The following is a 16,245-nucleotide window of genomic DNA, read 5'->3' on the forward strand; positions in this document are numbered from 1 at the left end:
GATTGGGGGAGACGTATCGACAAAGGGAGCGACACGGAATGAGCCACACCGTCAGGACCAGCCCGGCCGGCAGTGCGCAGGCGCTGAGCGAGGCGTACGACACGGCGCTGCTCGACCTCGACGGGGTGGTGTACGCGGGTGGCGAGGCCATCGTGCACGCCGTGGATTCCCTGCTCAGCGCGCGTGCGGGCGGGATGCGGCTGGCGTATGTGACCAACAATGCGCTGCGTCCGCCGGAGGTCGTGGCCGCGCACATCACCGACCTCGGTGTGCCGACGGAACCGGCCGAAGTCATCAACTCGGCGCAGGCCGTGGCTCGTTTGATCTCCGAGCAGGTGCCGAGCGGTTCCCGGGTGCTCGTGATCGGTGGCGAGGGGCTGCGGATCGCGCTGCGCGAGCGCGGGCTCGAGCCGGTCGAGTCGGCCGAGGACGATCCGGCGGCGGTGGTGCAGGGCTTCGGCGGGCCCGACCTGGCCTGGGGCCGGTTCGCCGAGGCCTGCTACGCGATCGCGCGGGGCGTGCCGTGGTTCGCGTCCAACACCGACCTGACGATCCCCAGCGCGCGCGGCATCGCGCCCGGCAACGGCGCGGCGGTCGAGGTCGTCCGTATCGCGACCGGGGCCGAGCCGCAGGTCGCGGGGAAGCCGTTGCCCCCGATGCACCGCGAGACGATTCTGCGGACCGGGGCCAAGAAGCCGCTGGTCGTGGGGGACCGCCTGGACACGGACATCGAGGGCGCCTTCAACGGCGATGTCGACTCGCTGCTCGTCCTGACCGGCGTGACGGACGGGGCGCAGCTGCTCGCGGCGCCGCCCCAGCACCGGCCCACCTACGTCGACGCCGATCTGCGCGGCATGCTCACGGGACAGCCCGAAGTGGTGGCCGAGGGCGAGGGCTTCCGGTGCGGGGGCTGGGTCGCGCGGGCCGGCGACGAGGCGCTGGAGCTCGACGGGGACGGGGAGGCGCTGGACGGGCTGCGGGCGCTGTGTGCCGCGGCGTGGACCGTCGCCGGAGACGGGGCGTGTGCGCTGGATTCGGGGAAGGCGCTGGCGCGGCTGGGGCTGTGAGCCCCGGGGCGGGCTTCGGGGCTCGGGCCTCGGGCTTCGAGCCTCGGGCCTCACGTGCCGGGCAGGGCTCGGACCAGGTGGTTCGACCGTGCGGAACAGAGCGTTCCGGGGGTGCGGCAGCACTGGCAGGGTAGGCTAACCTAACCAGGTGTTGGTCGACAGTCCTCCCCAAGAGCGCACCCCCGAGCCCCCGCCGCCCGCACCCGCCGGGCAGCGCAAGCGGAACGCGCTGCGCGCCGCCGGACTGCTCATATCGGTCGGTGTGCTGGCCCTGATAGTGGTGGCGAGCATCGCGGTCGGAGCCAAGCAGATACCGATCGCCGACGTGTGGCACGGCCTCTTCCAGCACACCGGCACCGACAACGACGTGGTCATACGCGACCTCCGGCTGCCCCGCACGATCCTCGGCCTGCTCGTCGGCTGCGCCCTCGGCCTGGCCGGCGCCGTGCTGCAGGCGCTGACCCGCAACCCGCTCGCCGACCCGGGCCTGCTCGGCATCAACGCGGGGGCCTCGGCCGCCGTCGTCTCCGCCGTCAGCTTCTTCGGGATCACCTCGCTGAGCGGCTATGTGTGGTTCGCCTTCGTGGGCGCCGCCGTGGTGTCCGTCGTCGTCTACACGCTCGGCGGGGTGCGCAGCGCGACGCCGGTGCGGCTCGCGCTCGCGGGCACGGCCGTCAGCGCCGCGCTCATCGGCTACGTCAACGCCGTGATCCTCACCGACGACGCGGCGCTCGACAAACTGCGCTTCTGGACGGTCGGTTCGCTGGCCTCCGCCAACATGACGACCATCGGGCAGGTGCTGCCCTTCATCGCGGTCGGCATCGTTCTCGCCCTGGCCCTGGCCCGGCCGCTCAACGCGATCGGCATGGGCGACGACACGGCCCGCGCCCTCGGCGCCCACGTCAACCGGACCCGCGCCCTCGCCATGACCGCCGCGACGCTGCTGTGCGGGGCCGCCACCGCCGCCTGCGGCCCGATCGTCTTCGTCGGCCTGATGGTGCCGCACATCGTCCGCGCCTTCACCGGCCCCGACCAGCGCTGGATCCTGCCGTACGCGACCGTCCTCTCGCCCGTGCTGCTGCTCGGCGCCGATGTCGTCGGACGCGTGGTGGCCCGGCCCGGCGAGCTGCAGGTCGGCATCGTCACGGTGCTCCTGGGCGGGCCGGTCTTCATCTATCTCGTACGACGCCGGAGGATGGCTCAGCTGTGAAGGCCCTACGTACCCGCAGCGGCCTCTCCGTCCGCGTGGACCTGCGCGCGCTCGTCGTGGGCGGGCTGCTCCTGGCCGTGGCGCTCGCCGCGAGCATCGTCCTCATCGGCACCGGCGACTTCTCGATCCCCGCGGCCGACGTGATCCGCACCCTGCTCGGCAACGGGCAGCCGGCGCACGAGTTCATCGTCAACGACCTGCGCCTGCCCCGAGTCCTGGTCGGCCTCCTGGTCGGCGCCGCACTCGGGCTCTCCGGAGCGATCTTCCAGACCATCTCCCGCAATCCGCTGGGCAGTCCGGACATCATCGGCTTCGGGCAGGGCTCCGCGGTCGGCGCGCTCGCGGTGATCATCCTCTTCAAGGGGAGCGCCGGGGAGGTGGCCGTGGGCTCGCTGATCGGCGGGCTGATCACCGGTGCGGTGATCTACGCCCTCGCCTGGAAGCGAGGGGTGCACGGCTACCGGCTCGTGCTCGTCGGCATCGGCATGGCCGCGATCCTCACCGCGGTGATCGGCTATCTGCTCACCAAGGCCGAACTGGTCGACGCCGCCCGCGCCTACACCTGGCTGGCGGGTTCCCTCAACGGGCGGGACTGGGCGGAGGTGTGGCCGCTGTTCTGGCTGTGCGTCGTGCTCGTGCCGCTGGCGCTCCTGTACGCGCGTCCGCTGCGGATGCTCGAGATGGGCGACGACGTGGCGTACGCCCTGGGCGTCCGCGTCGAGCGCACCCGGCTCGTCCTGATGACCTGCGCCGTGCTGCTCACCGCGGCCGCGACCGCAGCCGCCGGGCCCGTCTCCTTCGTGGCGCTCACCGCGCCGCAGCTGGCGCGCCGGCTCACCCGCTCGCCCGGGGCCAATCTGGTGCCGTCGATGCTGATGGGCGCCGCCCTGCTGATCGTCGCGGACCTGGCCTCGCAGCGGGCGTTCGGCGCGGACACCCTGCCCGTCGGCGTACTGACCGGTGTGCTCGGCGGGGTGTATCTGCTGTGGCTGCTCGCCACCGAACGCAAGGCGGGCCGGATATGACGAAGCCGAGTATGGCGAAGTCGGACATCACGAAGCCGGACATGACGAACACTTCGAAGAGCAGGAGCACCGCCGTGAACCGCCTGATCGCGGACAACGTCACCCTCGGCTACGACCAGCGGATCATCGCCGAACAGCTGTCGGTCGAGATTCCGGACAACTCCTTCACGGTGATCGTCGGGCCGAACGCCTGCGGCAAGTCGACGCTCCTGCGGGCCCTTTCCCGGATGCTCAAGCCCTCGCAGGGGCGGGTGCTCCTGGATGGGCAGACCATTCACTCGATGCCCGCGAAGAAGGTCGCGCGGATGCTCGGGCTGCTGCCCCAGTCGTCGATCGCGCCCGACGGGATCACGGTCGCCGACCTGGTCGCGCGCGGCCGTTACCCGCATCAGGGGCTGCTTCGTCAGTGGTCGCCGGAGGACGAGCGGGTGGTCCAGGAGTCGATGGCCTCGACCGGAGTCGCCGAACTGGCCGATCGCTATGTCGACGAACTCTCCGGCGGTCAGCGCCAGCGCGTCTGGATCGCCATGGCCCTCGCCCAGCAGACGCCGCTGCTGCTCCTCGACGAGCCGACCACCTTCCTCGACATCCAGCACCAGATCGACGTCCTGGACCTCTGCGCGGAGCTGCACGAGGAGCAGGGCCGCACGCTCGTCGCCGTACTGCACGACCTGAACCATGCCGCGCGGTACGCCACGCATCTCATCGCGCTGAAGGACGGCAAGGTCGTGGCGGAGGGCGCGCCCTCCGAGATCGTCACGGCCGAGCTGGTGGAAGAGGTGTTCCAGCTGCCGTGCCAGATCATCGACGACCCGGAGACCGGTACGCCGCTCGTGGTGCCTGCCGCGCGGACGGCGCGTACCAAGAAAGTCGCCAAAGCGGCTTCCTGAGCCGCCTTGGCGCTCGACTGAGCTGGAGCTAGGGCTAGAGCTAGAGCAGCTTTCTGAGCTGGAGCAGATCGCGGAAGCCCGCCTCCAGCTTCACCCGGCCCGAGGCCCAGGCCTTCGCGAAGTTCAGCTCGCCGCCGACCATCGCGACGAGGTCGTCGCCGGTCAGCGCAAGGCGGATCTGGGCCTTCTCGCGGGGCGGGCCCTCAAGAGTGTCCAGAACTTCGATCCGGCCCTCCTTGAGACGGCCCACGAAAGTGATGTCGAGGTCCGTGATGCGGCAGCTCAGGGAACGGTCGAGCGACGCGGCACTGCGTACGTCCCCGTCGGCCTGCGCGAGATTGTCCGAGAGTTTGTCGAGTGCGCTGCGGCACTCCTCCTTGGTCGCCATCGTGATCGACGGTACCCCAGCTCTTCGCGGTAGCGTCGTGCCATGAGCGACACGATGCCGGGTCCCGAGGCGGGCCCGGAGGCCTGTGCGGGCCCCCAGCCAGAGGCGTCCGGGCCCGCCGAGCCGGAGTCCCTCGGCGTACCGCGCACCGCCACCGGGGACGCCGAGGTGGACGCCCGGATCGAGCGGTTGGCCGATGTGGACCACCTCGCCACGGACGGACACATCGAGGTGTACGAAGATGTACATCGAGGCCTGCGTACCGCGCTGACCTCGCTCGACGCACGCCAGGGGCCGCCGGCTCCCGCGCCGGGACCCGCGCATGCGCCCGGACCCCGACCTTCGCACGACCACAGGAGCTGAACCGAACGTGGCAGGAGTGGCACGCCGCCGCCTCGATGCCGAGCTGGTCCGCCGCAAGCTCGCCCGCTCGCGCGAGCACGCGAGCCAGCTGATCGCCGCCGGACGGGTGACCGTCGGCCGCAACACCGCGAGCAAGCCGGCCACGCAGGTGGAGACCAGCGCCGCCATCGTGGTCGCGAACGACGACGGCGACCCCGACTACGTCTCGCGCGGCGGCCACAAGCTGGCCGGCGCCTTCGCGGCCTTCGTGCCCGAGGGGCTCGCGGTCGAGGGACGGCGGGCGCTGGACGCCGGCGCGTCGACCGGTGGCTTCACCGATGTGCTGCTGCGGGCCGGGGCCGCGCACGTGGTGGCCGTGGACGTCGGTTACGGGCAGCTCGCGTGGTCGCTGCAGAGCGACGACCGGGTCACCGTCAAGGACCGTACGAACGTACGGGAGTTGACGCTCGAGACGATCGACGACCAGCCGGTCGACCTGGTCGTGGGCGACCTTTCCTTCATCCCGCTGGGACTCGTGCTGCCCGCGCTCGCGCGCTGTGCGGCGCCGGACGCCGATCTGGTGCTCATGGTCAAGCCGCAGTTCGAGGTCGGCAAGGAGCGGCTCGGCAGCGGGGGTGTGGTGCGCAGCCCGGAGCTGCGGGCCGACGCGGTACGGAACGTGGCGGGGCAGGCCTGGAAGCTGGGCCTCGGTGTGCAGGGCGTGACCGCGAGCCCGCTGCCCGGCCCTTCCGGCAACGTCGAGTACTTTCTGTGGCTCAAGGCCGGGGCGCCCGAGCTCGACCCGGCCGATGTCGACCGTGCAGTGGCGGAGGGACCTCGTTGACGACGAACAAGGCAGAAGCGGCAGTGCCGGCCGCGTCTGTGGCATCTGCAGCATCTGCGCGGACTGTTTTCCTGCTGGCGCACACCGGTCGGCCCGCTGCCATCCGGAGTGCCGAACTCGTCGTTCGGGGACTGCTCAAGTCCGGTCTCGGCGTACGTGTCCTCGAAGCCGAGGCCTGTGATCTGCCGTTGCCGCCCGAGGCGGAACGGGTCGCCGAGGCGACGCCCGAAGTCCTCGACGACTGCGAGCTGATCGTCGTCCTCGGCGGGGACGGCACGCTGCTGCGCGGTGCCGAGTTCGCCCGTGCCTCCGGGGTGCCGATGCTCGGCGTCAATCTGGGGCGGGTCGGGTTCCTCGCCGAGGCCGAGCGGGACGACCTCGACAAGGTCGTCGACCGGGTGGTCACCCGGGAGTACGAGGTCGAGGAGCGGATGACCCTCGATGTGCTCGTACGCAACAACGGCAATGTCGTGCACGCGGATTGGGCGCTGAACGAGGCCGCGGTCCAGAAGGTGTCGCCGGAGCGGATGCTCGAGGTGGTGCTCGAGATCGACGGGCGGCCCGTTTCGGGCTTCGGGTGTGACGGCATTGTGTGTGCGACCCCGACCGGGTCGACCGCGTATGCCTTCTCGGCCGGTGGGCCCGTGGTGTGGCCCGAGGTCGAGGCGCTGCTGATGGTGCCGATCAGTGCGCATGCGCTCTTTGCCAAGCCGCTTGTCACGTCGCCTGATTCGGTGCTTGCGGTGGAGGTGCAGCCGCATACGCCGCATGGGGTGTTGTGGTGTGACGGGCGGCGGACCGTGTCGTTGCCGTCGGGGGCGCGGGTCGAGGTTCGGCGGGGGGCCGTGCCGGTGCGGCTGGCTCGGCTGCATCACGCTTCGTTCGCGGATCGACTTGTCGCCAAGTTCGCCTTGCCGGTTTCTGGTTGGCGCGGGGCGCCGCACTAGGCCGTCCCGGGGCGGGGGATTTTTCTCCCCGCCCCGCCCCTTCCCGAAAGTCTTCGACGACTGGGGCTTCGCCCCTGGCCCCTGGATCGGCCTTCGGCCTCTGTCCTCAAACGCCGGACGGGCTGATTCATGCGGCCGGGCTGATTTATGCGGACGGGCTGAGTTTGCGTCGTAGTACCGACTGGACCGGCAGGCCCGTCGCCAGTAGGGCCAGGAGCAGCGTTGCCCCGCCGATCCCGCCAAGCATCGCCCCCGGAACGTACGGCCACGGCGAGCCGAAAGCCGTGCTCAGGATCGGGGCCAGTGTTGCCAGTGCGATCGCCGTGCCGAGCAGTAGGGCCGTTCCCGCGACCACCAGGGCCTCCCATGCCGCCATCGCCCGTACCTGGCGGGGCAGGGTGCCGATGATGCGGAGCAGGGCCACGTCGCGGCGGCGTTCGAAGGAGATCATGGCGAGGGTGTTGGCCGCGGCTATGGCTGCGAAGCCCGCGTACAGGGCGGTTCCCATGTAGTCCAGCCACACCTCGCCCGTGCTGCCCGCCGAACCGGTGTGGTGCTGGGCCGTGGTGTGCATCGCAATCTTGGTGAGGCCGAAGCCGACGACCAGGACCAAGGGGACGACCGCGGCCGAGAAGCGCCTCGGCTGGGAGCGTACGTTCAGCATCGCGAGCCGTGCGCTGCTGCCGAAGCGGCCGACCAGGGACGACACCAGCCAGGCCGCCGGGCCGACGATGCGCGGGCCGAGCAGGCCCGCGCCCACGCAGAACAGGATGAGGACCAGGAAGGCGCCCTGGCCCGCCTTGTCCGCCGGCTGTCCGGTCAGGACCACGGACAGTACGCAGCCGCCCGCCACCGCGATCAGGCCCAGCGGGGCCCGAACGAAGCCCAGGCCGCGCCTGCCCGCCGACGCCTCGTCCAGGGCCCTGGACGGGCGCAGCAGCGAGAAGCGGAGCGAGGACAGGACGGCGGCCAGCGTCGACGTCACGATGGCCACGCCCAGGCACACCGGCAGGGCGACCCAGCTGAAGCGGAACGTCACCTCGGCCGGGACCAGGCCGTGCGACACCATGCCGTCGAACCAGAGCCGGGCCAGTACGCCGCCGAGCCCGAAGCCCAGTAGGGCGGCCGGCACGGACGCGGCGAGCGCCTGGGCCGCCACCGCTCGGCGGATCTGCCGGGGCCGGCCGCCGATCGCCCGGACGAGGGCCAGTTCGCGATGCTGCTGGACGACGGCCGTGCCCATCGTCGACGCGACCACGAAGATCGACATGTAGACCGAGCCGATGAGCAGGACTGCCGCCATGTCGCCCACGGAGTTCTCGGTGAGCTGCTTGCGGGCGGCCGCGGACACTCCGTCGGTGCTCGTAGAGATCAGCATCATGGTGCTCGCGCTCACCACCGCGGCGGCGAACAGCGCCGCCACCGCGGTGCCGACGAACGCGGGCAGGTGGCCGCGCAGGGCCGCTCTGGACAGTCCGGTCTTCATGATCTCCAGGGTCCTTGCCGGTGGCCGGGCCGGACCATGGTGCGGCCCGCAGACCTCGACCGGGGGTTGTCCCCACCCCGTACGTTCTGCCGGGTGGGCCCTTCCGGATCACGTCCGGGGCATGCTCGGGGCACTTCCAGGGCACTTCCAGGGCATTTCCAGGGCACTTCTGGGACGAACCGCCCACCCCAGCGGGTGACAGCGCCCCCTCACCACCTGCGGCTTCACAACCCAGAGGCAGGGCCCGTCGCACACCGGCCCCCTGACCTCGTAAGGTCGTGTCCGTGTTGGAGGAGATGCGGATACGGTCGCTCGGAGTCATCGACGACGCGGTGGTCGAGCTGTCACCCGGTTTCACCGCGGTGACCGGCGAGACCGGCGCGGGCAAAACCATGGTGGTGACCAGCCTTGGCCTGTTGCTCGGCGGTCGCGCCGACCCGGCGCTGGTGCGGATCGGCGCCAAGTCGGCGGTCGTGGAGGGCCGGATCGCCGTGCCCCCGGGCGCTGCCGCGATCGTGCGCGCCGAGGAGGCCGGGGCCGAACTCGACGACGGAGCGCTGCTCATCAGCCGTACCGTCTCCGCCGAGGGGCGCTCCCGGGCGCATCTGGGTGGCCGTTCGGTGCCGGTGGGGCTGCTCGGGGAGCTCGCGGACGACCTGGTCGCCGTGCACGGCCAGACGGATCAGCAGGGCCTGCTCAAGCCGGCCCGCCAGCGCGGTGCGCTCGACCGGTACGCGGGGGACGCGGTGGCCGTGCCGCTCGCCAAGTACTCGGCCGCGTACCGGCGGTTGAGGGCCGTGGTGGCGGAGCTCGACGAGCTGACCACGCGCGCGCGAGAACGCGCTCAGGAGGCCGACCTGCTGCGCTTCGGGCTCGACGAGATCGCAGCGGTGGAGCCGCGCGCGGGCGAGGACGTCGAACTCGCCTCGGAGGCGGAGCGGCTCGGGCACGCGGAGGCCCTCGCGTCCGCCGCGACGGCCGCGCACGGGGCCCTGGCGGGCAACCCCGAGGACCCGGAGGGCGTCGACGCCGGGCTGCTCGTGGGCGGGGCGCAGCGGGCGCTGGATGCCGTACGTTCCCACGACCCCGCACTGTCCGCGCTGGCCGAGCGGCTCGGCGAGATCGGGATCCTCCTCGGCGATGTGGCGGGCGAGCTCGCCGGGTACGCCGACGACCTGGACGCCGATCCGCTGCGGCTCGCGGCGGTCGAGGAGCGCCGGGCGGCGCTGACCCAGCTGACGCGCAAGTACGGCCAGGACATCAACGCGGTCCTGGCCTGGGCCGAGCAGAGCGCGGCCCGGCTCACCGAACTCGACGGTGACGACGACCGCATCGGCGACCTGGCCGGGGAGCGGGACGCCCTCGGGGCCGAACTGGCCGGTCTCGCCCAGGCGTTGACCGATGCGCGCACCGAGGCGGCGTCGCGCTTCGCGGCAGCCGTCACGGACGAGCTGGCCTCACTGGCCATGCCGCACGCGCGCGTGAGCATCGACATCCAGCAGACCGAGGTCGCGGAGGGCGGGGACGGCATCGAGGTCGGCGGCCGCCTGGTCGCCTATACGCCGAGCGGCGTCGACGAGGTCGAGCTGCTGCTTGCCCCGCACCCCGGGGCGCCGCCGCGGCCGATCGCCAAGGGCGCGTCCGGTGGTGAGCTGTCGCGGGTGATGCTCGCGGTGGAGGTCGTGTTCGCGGGCTCCGACCCGGTGCCGACCTATCTCTTCGACGAGGTGGACGCGGGCGTCGGCGGCAAGGCGGCCGTGGAGGTCGGCAGGCGCCTGGCCCGGCTCGCCCGGACCGCGCAGGTCGTGGTCGTCACGCACCTGCCGCAGGTCGCGGCCTTCGCGGACCGGCAGTTGCTGGTCGAGAAGACCAATGACGGGTCCGTGACCCGGTCCGGGGTGAAGGTCCTGGAGGGCGAGGAGCGGGTGCGGGAGCTGTCGCGGATGCTGGCCGGCCAGGAGGACTCGGAGACGGCCCGGGCGCACGCGGAGGAGTTGCTGGCAGCGGCGCGGGCCTCCGGCTGAGGGCGGGGCCCGGTGCGCCCGGGCCCGGGTCTGCGCCGGGGCCGCCCTGGTTCCGGGCGGCTCGTCGGGGTGCTGCCGCTGGGCCCCGGGTCCCGGTCCTCGAACGCCGGACGGGCTGTCCTCGCCGGAGCACGCCCTGCCCGGCAGGACCCGCCAAGTGCCCACGTAGGGTCCGGATCATGAGTTCAGCCCGGATCAACCAGCGTGCCGTCGCCCTCTTCACCGCCGTCGCCGCCACCCGCGCCGGATATCTCGCGCTGCGCAAGCTCAAGCCCGGCGGCGCGGGACAGTGGGAGCGGAAGAACTACGCGGGGCGCACCGTCGACCTCTGCGCGGGACCCGCGGCCGCCGTCGGCGCGGTCGCCGGAGGCGTTGCCGCGCGGAATCTGCCGGCACGCGTGCGTGGTGCCGCCTCGCTCGCCGTTGTCGGGGCCGGTCTCTGCGGCGCGTACGACGATGTCGTGGGAGCCGGCGATGCGCGGCGCGGGTTCCGGGCACACCTCGGGGCGCTGCGGGACGGCGAGGTCACCAGCGGTGCGGTGAAGCTCATCGGCATCGGGGGAGTGGGACTGGTCGCGGGAGCTCTGCTCAAGGAGCGGGCCGTCGACAAGGTGCTTGCCGGCGTGGTCATCGCGGGCACCGCGCACTTCGTCAACCTCGTGGACGTACGGCCGGGAGCCGCCGCCTCCACCGTGCTCGCGCTCGGCGCCCCGGGTCTACTGAAGCCGCAAGGCGCCCTCGCCGCCGCCCCGATGGGCGCCGCCGCGGCCGTCCTTGCCGACGATCTGGGGGAGCGCACCATGATCGGCGACACCGGCGCGCATGCGCTGGGCGCGGCGCTGGGTGCGGCGATCGTTGCCGGCAACGGTCGGTTCGGGCTCGTCGCGCATGCCGCGGGGCTCGTCGCGGCGGCCGCCTGCGGGGATGCGGTGAGCCGGGCCGTGAAGGCGCTGCCGCGGGTGTGAGACGCGGCAGGCGAGTGTGCTTCAAGCGGGCCCGAACCGCGCTGCGCGGGGCGTTTCAAGAGGGCCTGAGTAATCGCCAGGTAGGCATTTCAAGAGGGCCTGAGCCGTGCCACGTAGGCGTTTCAAGAGGGCCCGAGCCGCGCCAGGCATGCATTTCAAGAGGGCCCGAGCAGCACCAGGCATGCACTTCAAAAGGGCCTGAGCCGCGCCAAGCAGGCACTTCCAGCAGGCCTGCGCCGCTCTGAGCGGGCGACCTCCGGTGGGCCTGAAACGCTCCAAGCCGGCAACTTTGAGCGGGGCCCGAACCGCCCTAACAGGCAAGGACCATCCGGGACTTGTCGCCCGTCCCGCGTCACCCGTACGAGTGATCCGGTGTATTTCCGCGACGGCCCCGCACAGGACCGCCCCATCGGCGGTGCCGGAACTCCCGTACGGACTGGCATCCTTGGCGGAGCACTTCGCGCCCTGTCACCACGCGGGGCGCGCCCCGCCCGACGCCGACCCAGGAGTCCAGGCCGCGTGAGTCACGTGAGCAGCCAGCCACCGCAGGGCAAGCCGCCCCTGCGTACCGTGCAAGTGCTCGGCGGCGGCAGCGTGGGCAGCAGTGCCCATGTCAGGTCACTGGCCGCGGGACTCGTCGCCCGCGGTGTGCGCGTCACGGTGTGCGCGCCCACGGAGCTCGACCGGATCTACGACTTCGCGGGTGCGGGGGCGTCCTTCGTGCCCGTGCCGCGCCGCAGCGACCCCGCTTCGGTCGCCGCTCTGCGGACCGCCTGTGCGGACGCCGACCTGATCCACGCGCACGGTCTGCACGCCGCGATCCGCTCCTCGCTCGCGCTGCCCGCCCGCCGCGTCAAGGCCGACGGCCGGCGTACCCCGCTCGTCGTCACCTGGCACACGCGCGCGCACGCGGAAGGGGCGCGGGCCCAGGTTCAGCGGCTGCTCGAGAAGCGTGTCGCCAAGGCCTCGGCGGTCGTCCTCGGCACCTCCTCCGAACTGGTCGACCGGGCCCGCAGCAGAGGTGCCCGGGACGCCCGGCTCGCCCCCATCGCCTTCCCCGCACCGCGAGGCGCCGAGGCACACGAGGACCCCGACCGGCTGCGGCACAAGGCCCGGGCCGAACTGGGCGCGGTGGACCGGCCGTTGCTCATGGCCGTCGGGTCGCTCGACCGGCATCGGGGCTATCCCACGCTCCTCGACGCCACGCGCGCGTGGCGGGCGCTCGACCCGGTGCCGCTCCTTGTGATCGCCGGGGAGGGGCCGCAGCGGGGTGCGCTGCAGCGGCGGATCGACGCGGAGGGGCTGCCGGTGCGGCTCGTGGGCAGCCGGAGCGATGTGCGCGAGCTGCTCGCCGCGGCCGACGTCGCGGTGCTGCCCAGCCGTTGGGAGTCCCGCTCGGTGCTCGCCCATGAGGCGCTGCACGGCGGCGTACCGCTGGTGGCGACCGCGGTGGGCGGGGTGCCGGAGCTGGTGGGGGACGCGGCCGAGCTGGTGCCGTACGGGGACGCGTCCGCGCTTGCCGGGGCCGTCGCGGGGCTGCTCGCCGATCCGGCGCGGCGGGAGTGGCTGCGGGGCAGGGGGCTTGCGCAGGCGGCGAGTTGGCCGACCGAGGACGAGACGGTCGCGCAGATCCTCAGCGTGTACGACGAGTTGGCGCAGCCCTTCGCCCACTGAGCGCCCCGCCCTGCGAGTTACGGCACATGCCGCCGAGCCCGCAGCGCCAGGCTCAGCGCGAGCACCGTCTGCGGGTCGTCCAGGTCGGTGCCCAGCAGCTCCGCGATCCGGGCGAGCCGGTTGTAGAGCGTCTGCCGGTTCAGATGCAGCTCGCGTGCCGTCTCGGCCTTGCGGCCCGCGTGCGCGAGATACGTCTCCAGGGTGGGCAGCAGCGGCGGCTTGGAGCGCTGGTCGTGCTCGCGCAGCGGGCCGATCGCCCGCTCCACGAAGGCCGCCAGGTCCGGATGGTCGCGCAGCCGCCAAAGCAGCAGGTCGGTGTCCAGACGCCGAGCGTCGTACCAGGCCCGGTCGCTGAGCCCCTGCGCCGCGGTGGCCGTCTCCGCCGCGTGCCGAAGCCCCGCCGAGGCCGCCGCCCAGCCGCCGGCGACCCCCACGACCACGACCGGCGGCTGCAGCCCCGCCCGCTGCATCCCCGCCCGCTCGACCCCGGCCCGCAGCGCCGCCGCGACCCGGTCGGCCACCGCCGTACGCTCCGACTCCGTGCGCAGCCCGAGCAGCAGCGGCACCCGCCCTTCGACGGGACGTACGCCCAAAAGGACCGGAACCCCGACGGACGCCAGCTCCTCGGAGACCGCCCGCGCCAGGACCGACCAACTCCCGGACGGCGACGACCCGTCCGCGAGCCGCATCACCACCGGCAGGAGCGGTCCCGTGCCCGGCTTGAACCCGAGCACCCGGGCCTGCGCGGGCGCGTCCTCCGCCGTGATGCGCCCCTGCGCCAGGTCGGTCAGGAAGTCGCCGCGCCCCCGAGCCGCCAGCTCCTCCTCCTGCCGGGCCTGCATCAGCACCACGGCAAGGCTGCCCGCCGCCCGCTCGGCCGCGATCCGGTGCACCGGAAGCAGCGCCGACGACACCCCTAGCAGCACGATCCGGGCCCGCACCCCGAGCCCCGCCGCCGACCCGCCGCCCGGCACGTCCACCAGGACCGCCCCGGCCGGCGGACCGTCGCCCCGCGCGCGGCCGCGCAGCCCCTCCCACACCTGCAGCGGATCGCACGCGGCCGTGTCCGACGTGGGCCCGGCCGCGTACAGGAGCTGCTCGTCGGCCGTCTCCAGGAACACCGGGTTGCCGCTGAAGTCGGCGAGCACCGACAGGACCTGCGGGATGCCGCCCCCGCCGAGCAGCGCCTGGGTACAGCGCCGGTGCACCTCGTCGGCCTGCTGCAGCAGCGCGTAGTGGCCGTTGACGATCTCGGTGTGCACTTCTTCGGTCACGGTCACGAAGGGCACCTCGCGGTGCAGCTGCACCAGCGGCAGACCGGCCGCACGCGCGGTGTCCACCAGGGCCGCGGGCAGCCGGGTGAAGCGCGGCCCCAACTCGACCACCAGGGCGGCGATTCCGCGCTCTGCCAGCTTCCTTACGAAGGCGCGCTGCTCGGCGGGCCGGGTGCCGAGGCCGAGGCCCGTGGTCAGCAGCAGCTCGCCGCCCTTGAGCAGCGACGCGATGTTCGGGACCTCGCCCGCGTGCACCCACCGCACGCTCCGCTGCAGCCGCTCGCCGCCGGCCACGACCTCCGGGAGCCCGCCGCGCAGTCCGGGCAGCTCGAGGGCGCGCTGCACGGTGATCCCGGCCGGTGTGCCCTGCATGCCCGAGGTGCCCTGAGTGTCCATTCGCGCGACGCTACCCGCGGCCACGTTCCAGGAACATCACCCGCCGATTACGGGACCGATCACGAGGGCCGGGAACCAGACAACTCGTCGTCCGCACAAGGCGATTGCGCGACTTACTGTCGCTTGTGGCGTGCGTCACTCTCGGGCAGGCTGCGCCGCCATGACAGACACTCCCACCCGCGACGTACAGCCACCTGAGGCACAGCCGCGCGAGGTGCACCGGCTCAAGGCGAACTCCGTCGGTCTCGTCGGCGTGGTGTTCATGGCGGTGGCCACCGCCGCGCCGATCACCGCGATGACCGGAAACCTGCCCATCGCGGTCGGCTTCGGCAACGGCACGGGCGCGCCCGCCGGGTATCTCTTCGCCACGCTCGTCCTCACCGTGTTCTCCGTCGGCTACGTCGCCATGGCCAAGCGGATCACCGCCGCGGGCGCCTTCTACGGCTATGTGTCGCACGGCCTCGGCCGCATCGCCGGGATGGCCTCGGGGATGCTCGCGGTCCTCGCGTACGTCGTCTTCGAGGCGTCGATCGTCGGGGTCTTCGCCTACTTCACCAGGACGACCGTCCACGAACAGCTCGGTGTGGATCTCCCCTGGATCCTGTACGCGGCCGCGATGCTCGCCGTGACCGGCATCCTGGCGCACTTCGACATCAATCTCACAGCGAAGGCGCTCGGCGTCATGCTGGTCGCCGAGATCGCCGTGCTGTTCGCGGTGGCCACGGCGGTCGCGCTGCACGGCGGCGGCCCGGACGGCATCCCGCTGGAGCCCATCAACCCCAAGAACGCCTTCACCGGCGCCTCCGCCGGACTCGGTCTGTTCTTCGCCTTCTGGTCGTGGGTGGGCTTCGAGTCGACAGCCATGTACGGCGAGGAGTCCAGGAACCCCAAAAAGGTCATCCCGCGCGCGACGTTGATTTCGGTCGTCGGCGTCGGCCTGTTCTACATCTACGTCTCCTGGATGACGATCGCGGGCAACGGGTTGTCCGGGTCGGTCAAGATCTCGTCCTCGGCCACCCCGCTCGACCTGTTCTTCGCCCCGGCCCACACCTTCATCGGCGCCTGGGCCGTCGACACCTTCCAATGGCTGCTCATCACCGGCTCGTTCGCCTGCGGCATGGCCTTCCACCAGTGCGCCTCGCGCTATCTGTACGCGATCGGCCGCGAGGGCTTCCTGCACCCCTCCCTCGGCCGTACGCACCCCAAGCACGGTTCCCCGCACATCGCCTCGTACGTCCAGTCCGCGATCGCCGTCCTCCTTGTCGGCGTTTTCTGGCTCACCGACCAGGACCCGTACATCCACCTGTACACACTGCTCGCGATCCTCGGCACGATGGCGATCCTCATCGTGCAGACCCTGTGCTCCTTCGCCGTCATCGGCTACTTCCGCAAGAACCACCCCGAGGACCGGCACTGGTTCAAGACCTTCACCGCGCCGCTGCTCGGCGGCATCGGCATGATCGCGGTCGTGGTCCTCCTGGTGCTGAACATGGAGACCGCCGCCGGCCTCGCCGCAGACTCGGTCTTCTTCAAGGCCATCCCGTGGATCGTCGGCGTGGTCTTCTTCGGCGGCCTCGGTCTCGGCCTCTATCTCAAGGCCAGGCAGCCGGCCCGCTACGAGATCATCGGCCGCATCGTCCTGGAGGACGCGGCCGAGCGCGACGACACCGAAGCAGTCACCGAGGCAAAGACCACCACGGTCTGAGGAGGCTC

The 16,245-nt window shown here is 72.2% G+C and carries 14 protein-coding genes; 11 read left to right on the forward strand and 3 right to left on the reverse strand.

What is annotated here, in order from left to right:
- The first annotated feature begins 38 nt into the window (after positions 1-38).
- From OG430_RS37565 to OG430_RS37580, 4 genes are all read left to right on the forward strand, one after another.
- Positions 39-1,067: an HAD hydrolase-like protein gene (locus OG430_RS37565; protein WP_327357124.1), complete on the forward strand. Its 1,029-nt coding sequence runs from the start codon at positions 39-41 to the stop codon at positions 1,065-1,067.
- A 148-nt stretch (positions 1,068-1,215) separates the two neighbouring features.
- Positions 1,216-2,277, forward strand: a complete 1,062-nt coding sequence (locus OG430_RS37570) for a FecCD family ABC transporter permease (RefSeq protein ID WP_327357125.1) — start codon at positions 1,216-1,218, stop codon at positions 2,275-2,277.
- The gene (locus OG430_RS37575; RefSeq protein WP_327357126.1) at positions 2,274-3,302 is read left to right on the forward strand and encodes a FecCD family ABC transporter permease; all 1,029 of its coding nucleotides are present in this window, start codon (positions 2,274-2,276) and stop codon (positions 3,300-3,302) included. The genes OG430_RS37570 and OG430_RS37575 overlap by 4 nt, the downstream gene beginning before the upstream one ends.
- 11 nt (positions 3,303-3,313) lie before the next feature.
- Positions 3,314-4,192 (forward strand): ABC transporter ATP-binding protein, encoded by an 879-nt coding sequence (locus tag OG430_RS37580; RefSeq protein ID WP_442816757.1) that lies wholly within the window; start codon positions 3,314-3,316, stop codon positions 4,190-4,192.
- Between the two features lie 40 nt (positions 4,193-4,232).
- Here OG430_RS37580 and OG430_RS37585 read toward each other — a convergent pair whose 3' ends face one another.
- On the reverse strand, positions 4,233-4,580 hold the full coding sequence (locus OG430_RS37585) for an SCP2 sterol-binding domain-containing protein (RefSeq protein ID WP_327357127.1): 348 nt from the start codon (positions 4,578-4,580) through the stop codon (positions 4,233-4,235).
- A 42-nt stretch (positions 4,581-4,622) separates the two neighbouring features.
- On the opposite strand from OG430_RS37585, the gene OG430_RS37590 reads away from it, so the two are divergent.
- Genes OG430_RS37590 through OG430_RS37600 form a run of 3 tightly spaced genes read left to right on the forward strand, consistent with a single transcriptional unit; the run spans position 4,623 to position 6,713 of the window.
- Positions 4,623-4,943 carry a hypothetical protein gene (locus OG430_RS37590; protein ID WP_327357128.1) on the forward strand — a complete coding sequence of 107 codons (321 nt, stop codon included), beginning with the start codon at positions 4,623-4,625 and terminating at the stop codon, positions 4,941-4,943.
- 7 nt (positions 4,944-4,950) lie between these two features.
- The gene (locus tag OG430_RS37595; RefSeq protein ID WP_327357129.1) at positions 4,951-5,766 is read left to right on the forward strand and encodes a TlyA family RNA methyltransferase; all 816 of its coding nucleotides are present in this window, start codon (positions 4,951-4,953) and stop codon (positions 5,764-5,766) included.
- On the forward strand, positions 5,763-6,713 hold the full coding sequence (locus tag OG430_RS37600) for an NAD kinase (RefSeq protein WP_442816625.1): 951 nt from the start codon (positions 5,763-5,765) through the stop codon (positions 6,711-6,713). The genes OG430_RS37595 and OG430_RS37600 overlap by 4 nt, the downstream gene beginning before the upstream one ends.
- A 145-nt stretch (positions 6,714-6,858) precedes the next feature.
- Here the strand turns inward: OG430_RS37600 and OG430_RS37605 are convergent, their stop codons facing one another.
- On the reverse strand, positions 6,859-8,199 hold the full coding sequence (locus tag OG430_RS37605) for an ABC transporter permease (RefSeq protein ID WP_327357130.1): 1,341 nt from the start codon (positions 8,197-8,199) through the stop codon (positions 6,859-6,861).
- 296 nt (positions 8,200-8,495) lie between these two features.
- Here OG430_RS37605 and recN point away from each other — a divergent pair, with 296 nt between their 5' ends.
- From recN to OG430_RS37620, 3 genes are all read left to right on the forward strand, one after another.
- Positions 8,496-10,223: a DNA repair protein RecN gene (gene recN / locus OG430_RS37610; protein ID WP_327359401.1), complete on the forward strand. Its 1,728-nt coding sequence runs from the start codon at positions 8,496-8,498 to the stop codon at positions 10,221-10,223.
- A gap of 179 nt (positions 10,224-10,402) precedes the next feature.
- Positions 10,403-11,188, forward strand: coding sequence for a hypothetical protein (locus tag OG430_RS37615; RefSeq protein ID WP_327357131.1), 786 nt, complete (start codon positions 10,403-10,405; stop codon positions 11,186-11,188).
- Positions 11,189-11,707: 519 nt separating this feature from the next.
- Positions 11,708-12,862, forward strand: coding sequence for a glycosyltransferase family 4 protein (locus OG430_RS37620; RefSeq protein ID WP_327357132.1), 1,155 nt, complete (start codon positions 11,708-11,710; stop codon positions 12,860-12,862).
- Between the two features lie 17 nt (positions 12,863-12,879).
- On the opposite strand, the gene OG430_RS37625 is transcribed toward OG430_RS37620, so the two are convergent.
- Positions 12,880-14,532, reverse strand: a complete 1,653-nt coding sequence (locus OG430_RS37625) for a PucR family transcriptional regulator (protein WP_327357133.1) — start codon at positions 14,530-14,532, stop codon at positions 12,880-12,882.
- Positions 14,533-14,692: 160 nt separating this feature from the next.
- Here OG430_RS37625 and OG430_RS37630 point away from each other — a divergent pair, with 160 nt between their 5' ends.
- On the forward strand, positions 14,693-16,237 hold the full coding sequence (locus OG430_RS37630) for an APC family permease (protein WP_327357134.1): 1,545 nt from the start codon (positions 14,693-14,695) through the stop codon (positions 16,235-16,237).
- The last annotated feature ends 8 nt before the right edge of the window (positions 16,238-16,245 follow it).

The sequence above is a fragment of the Streptomyces sp. NBC_01304 genome (assembly GCF_035975855.1).
In the GTDB taxonomy this organism is placed as follows: domain Bacteria; phylum Actinomycetota; class Actinomycetes; order Streptomycetales; family Streptomycetaceae; genus Streptomyces.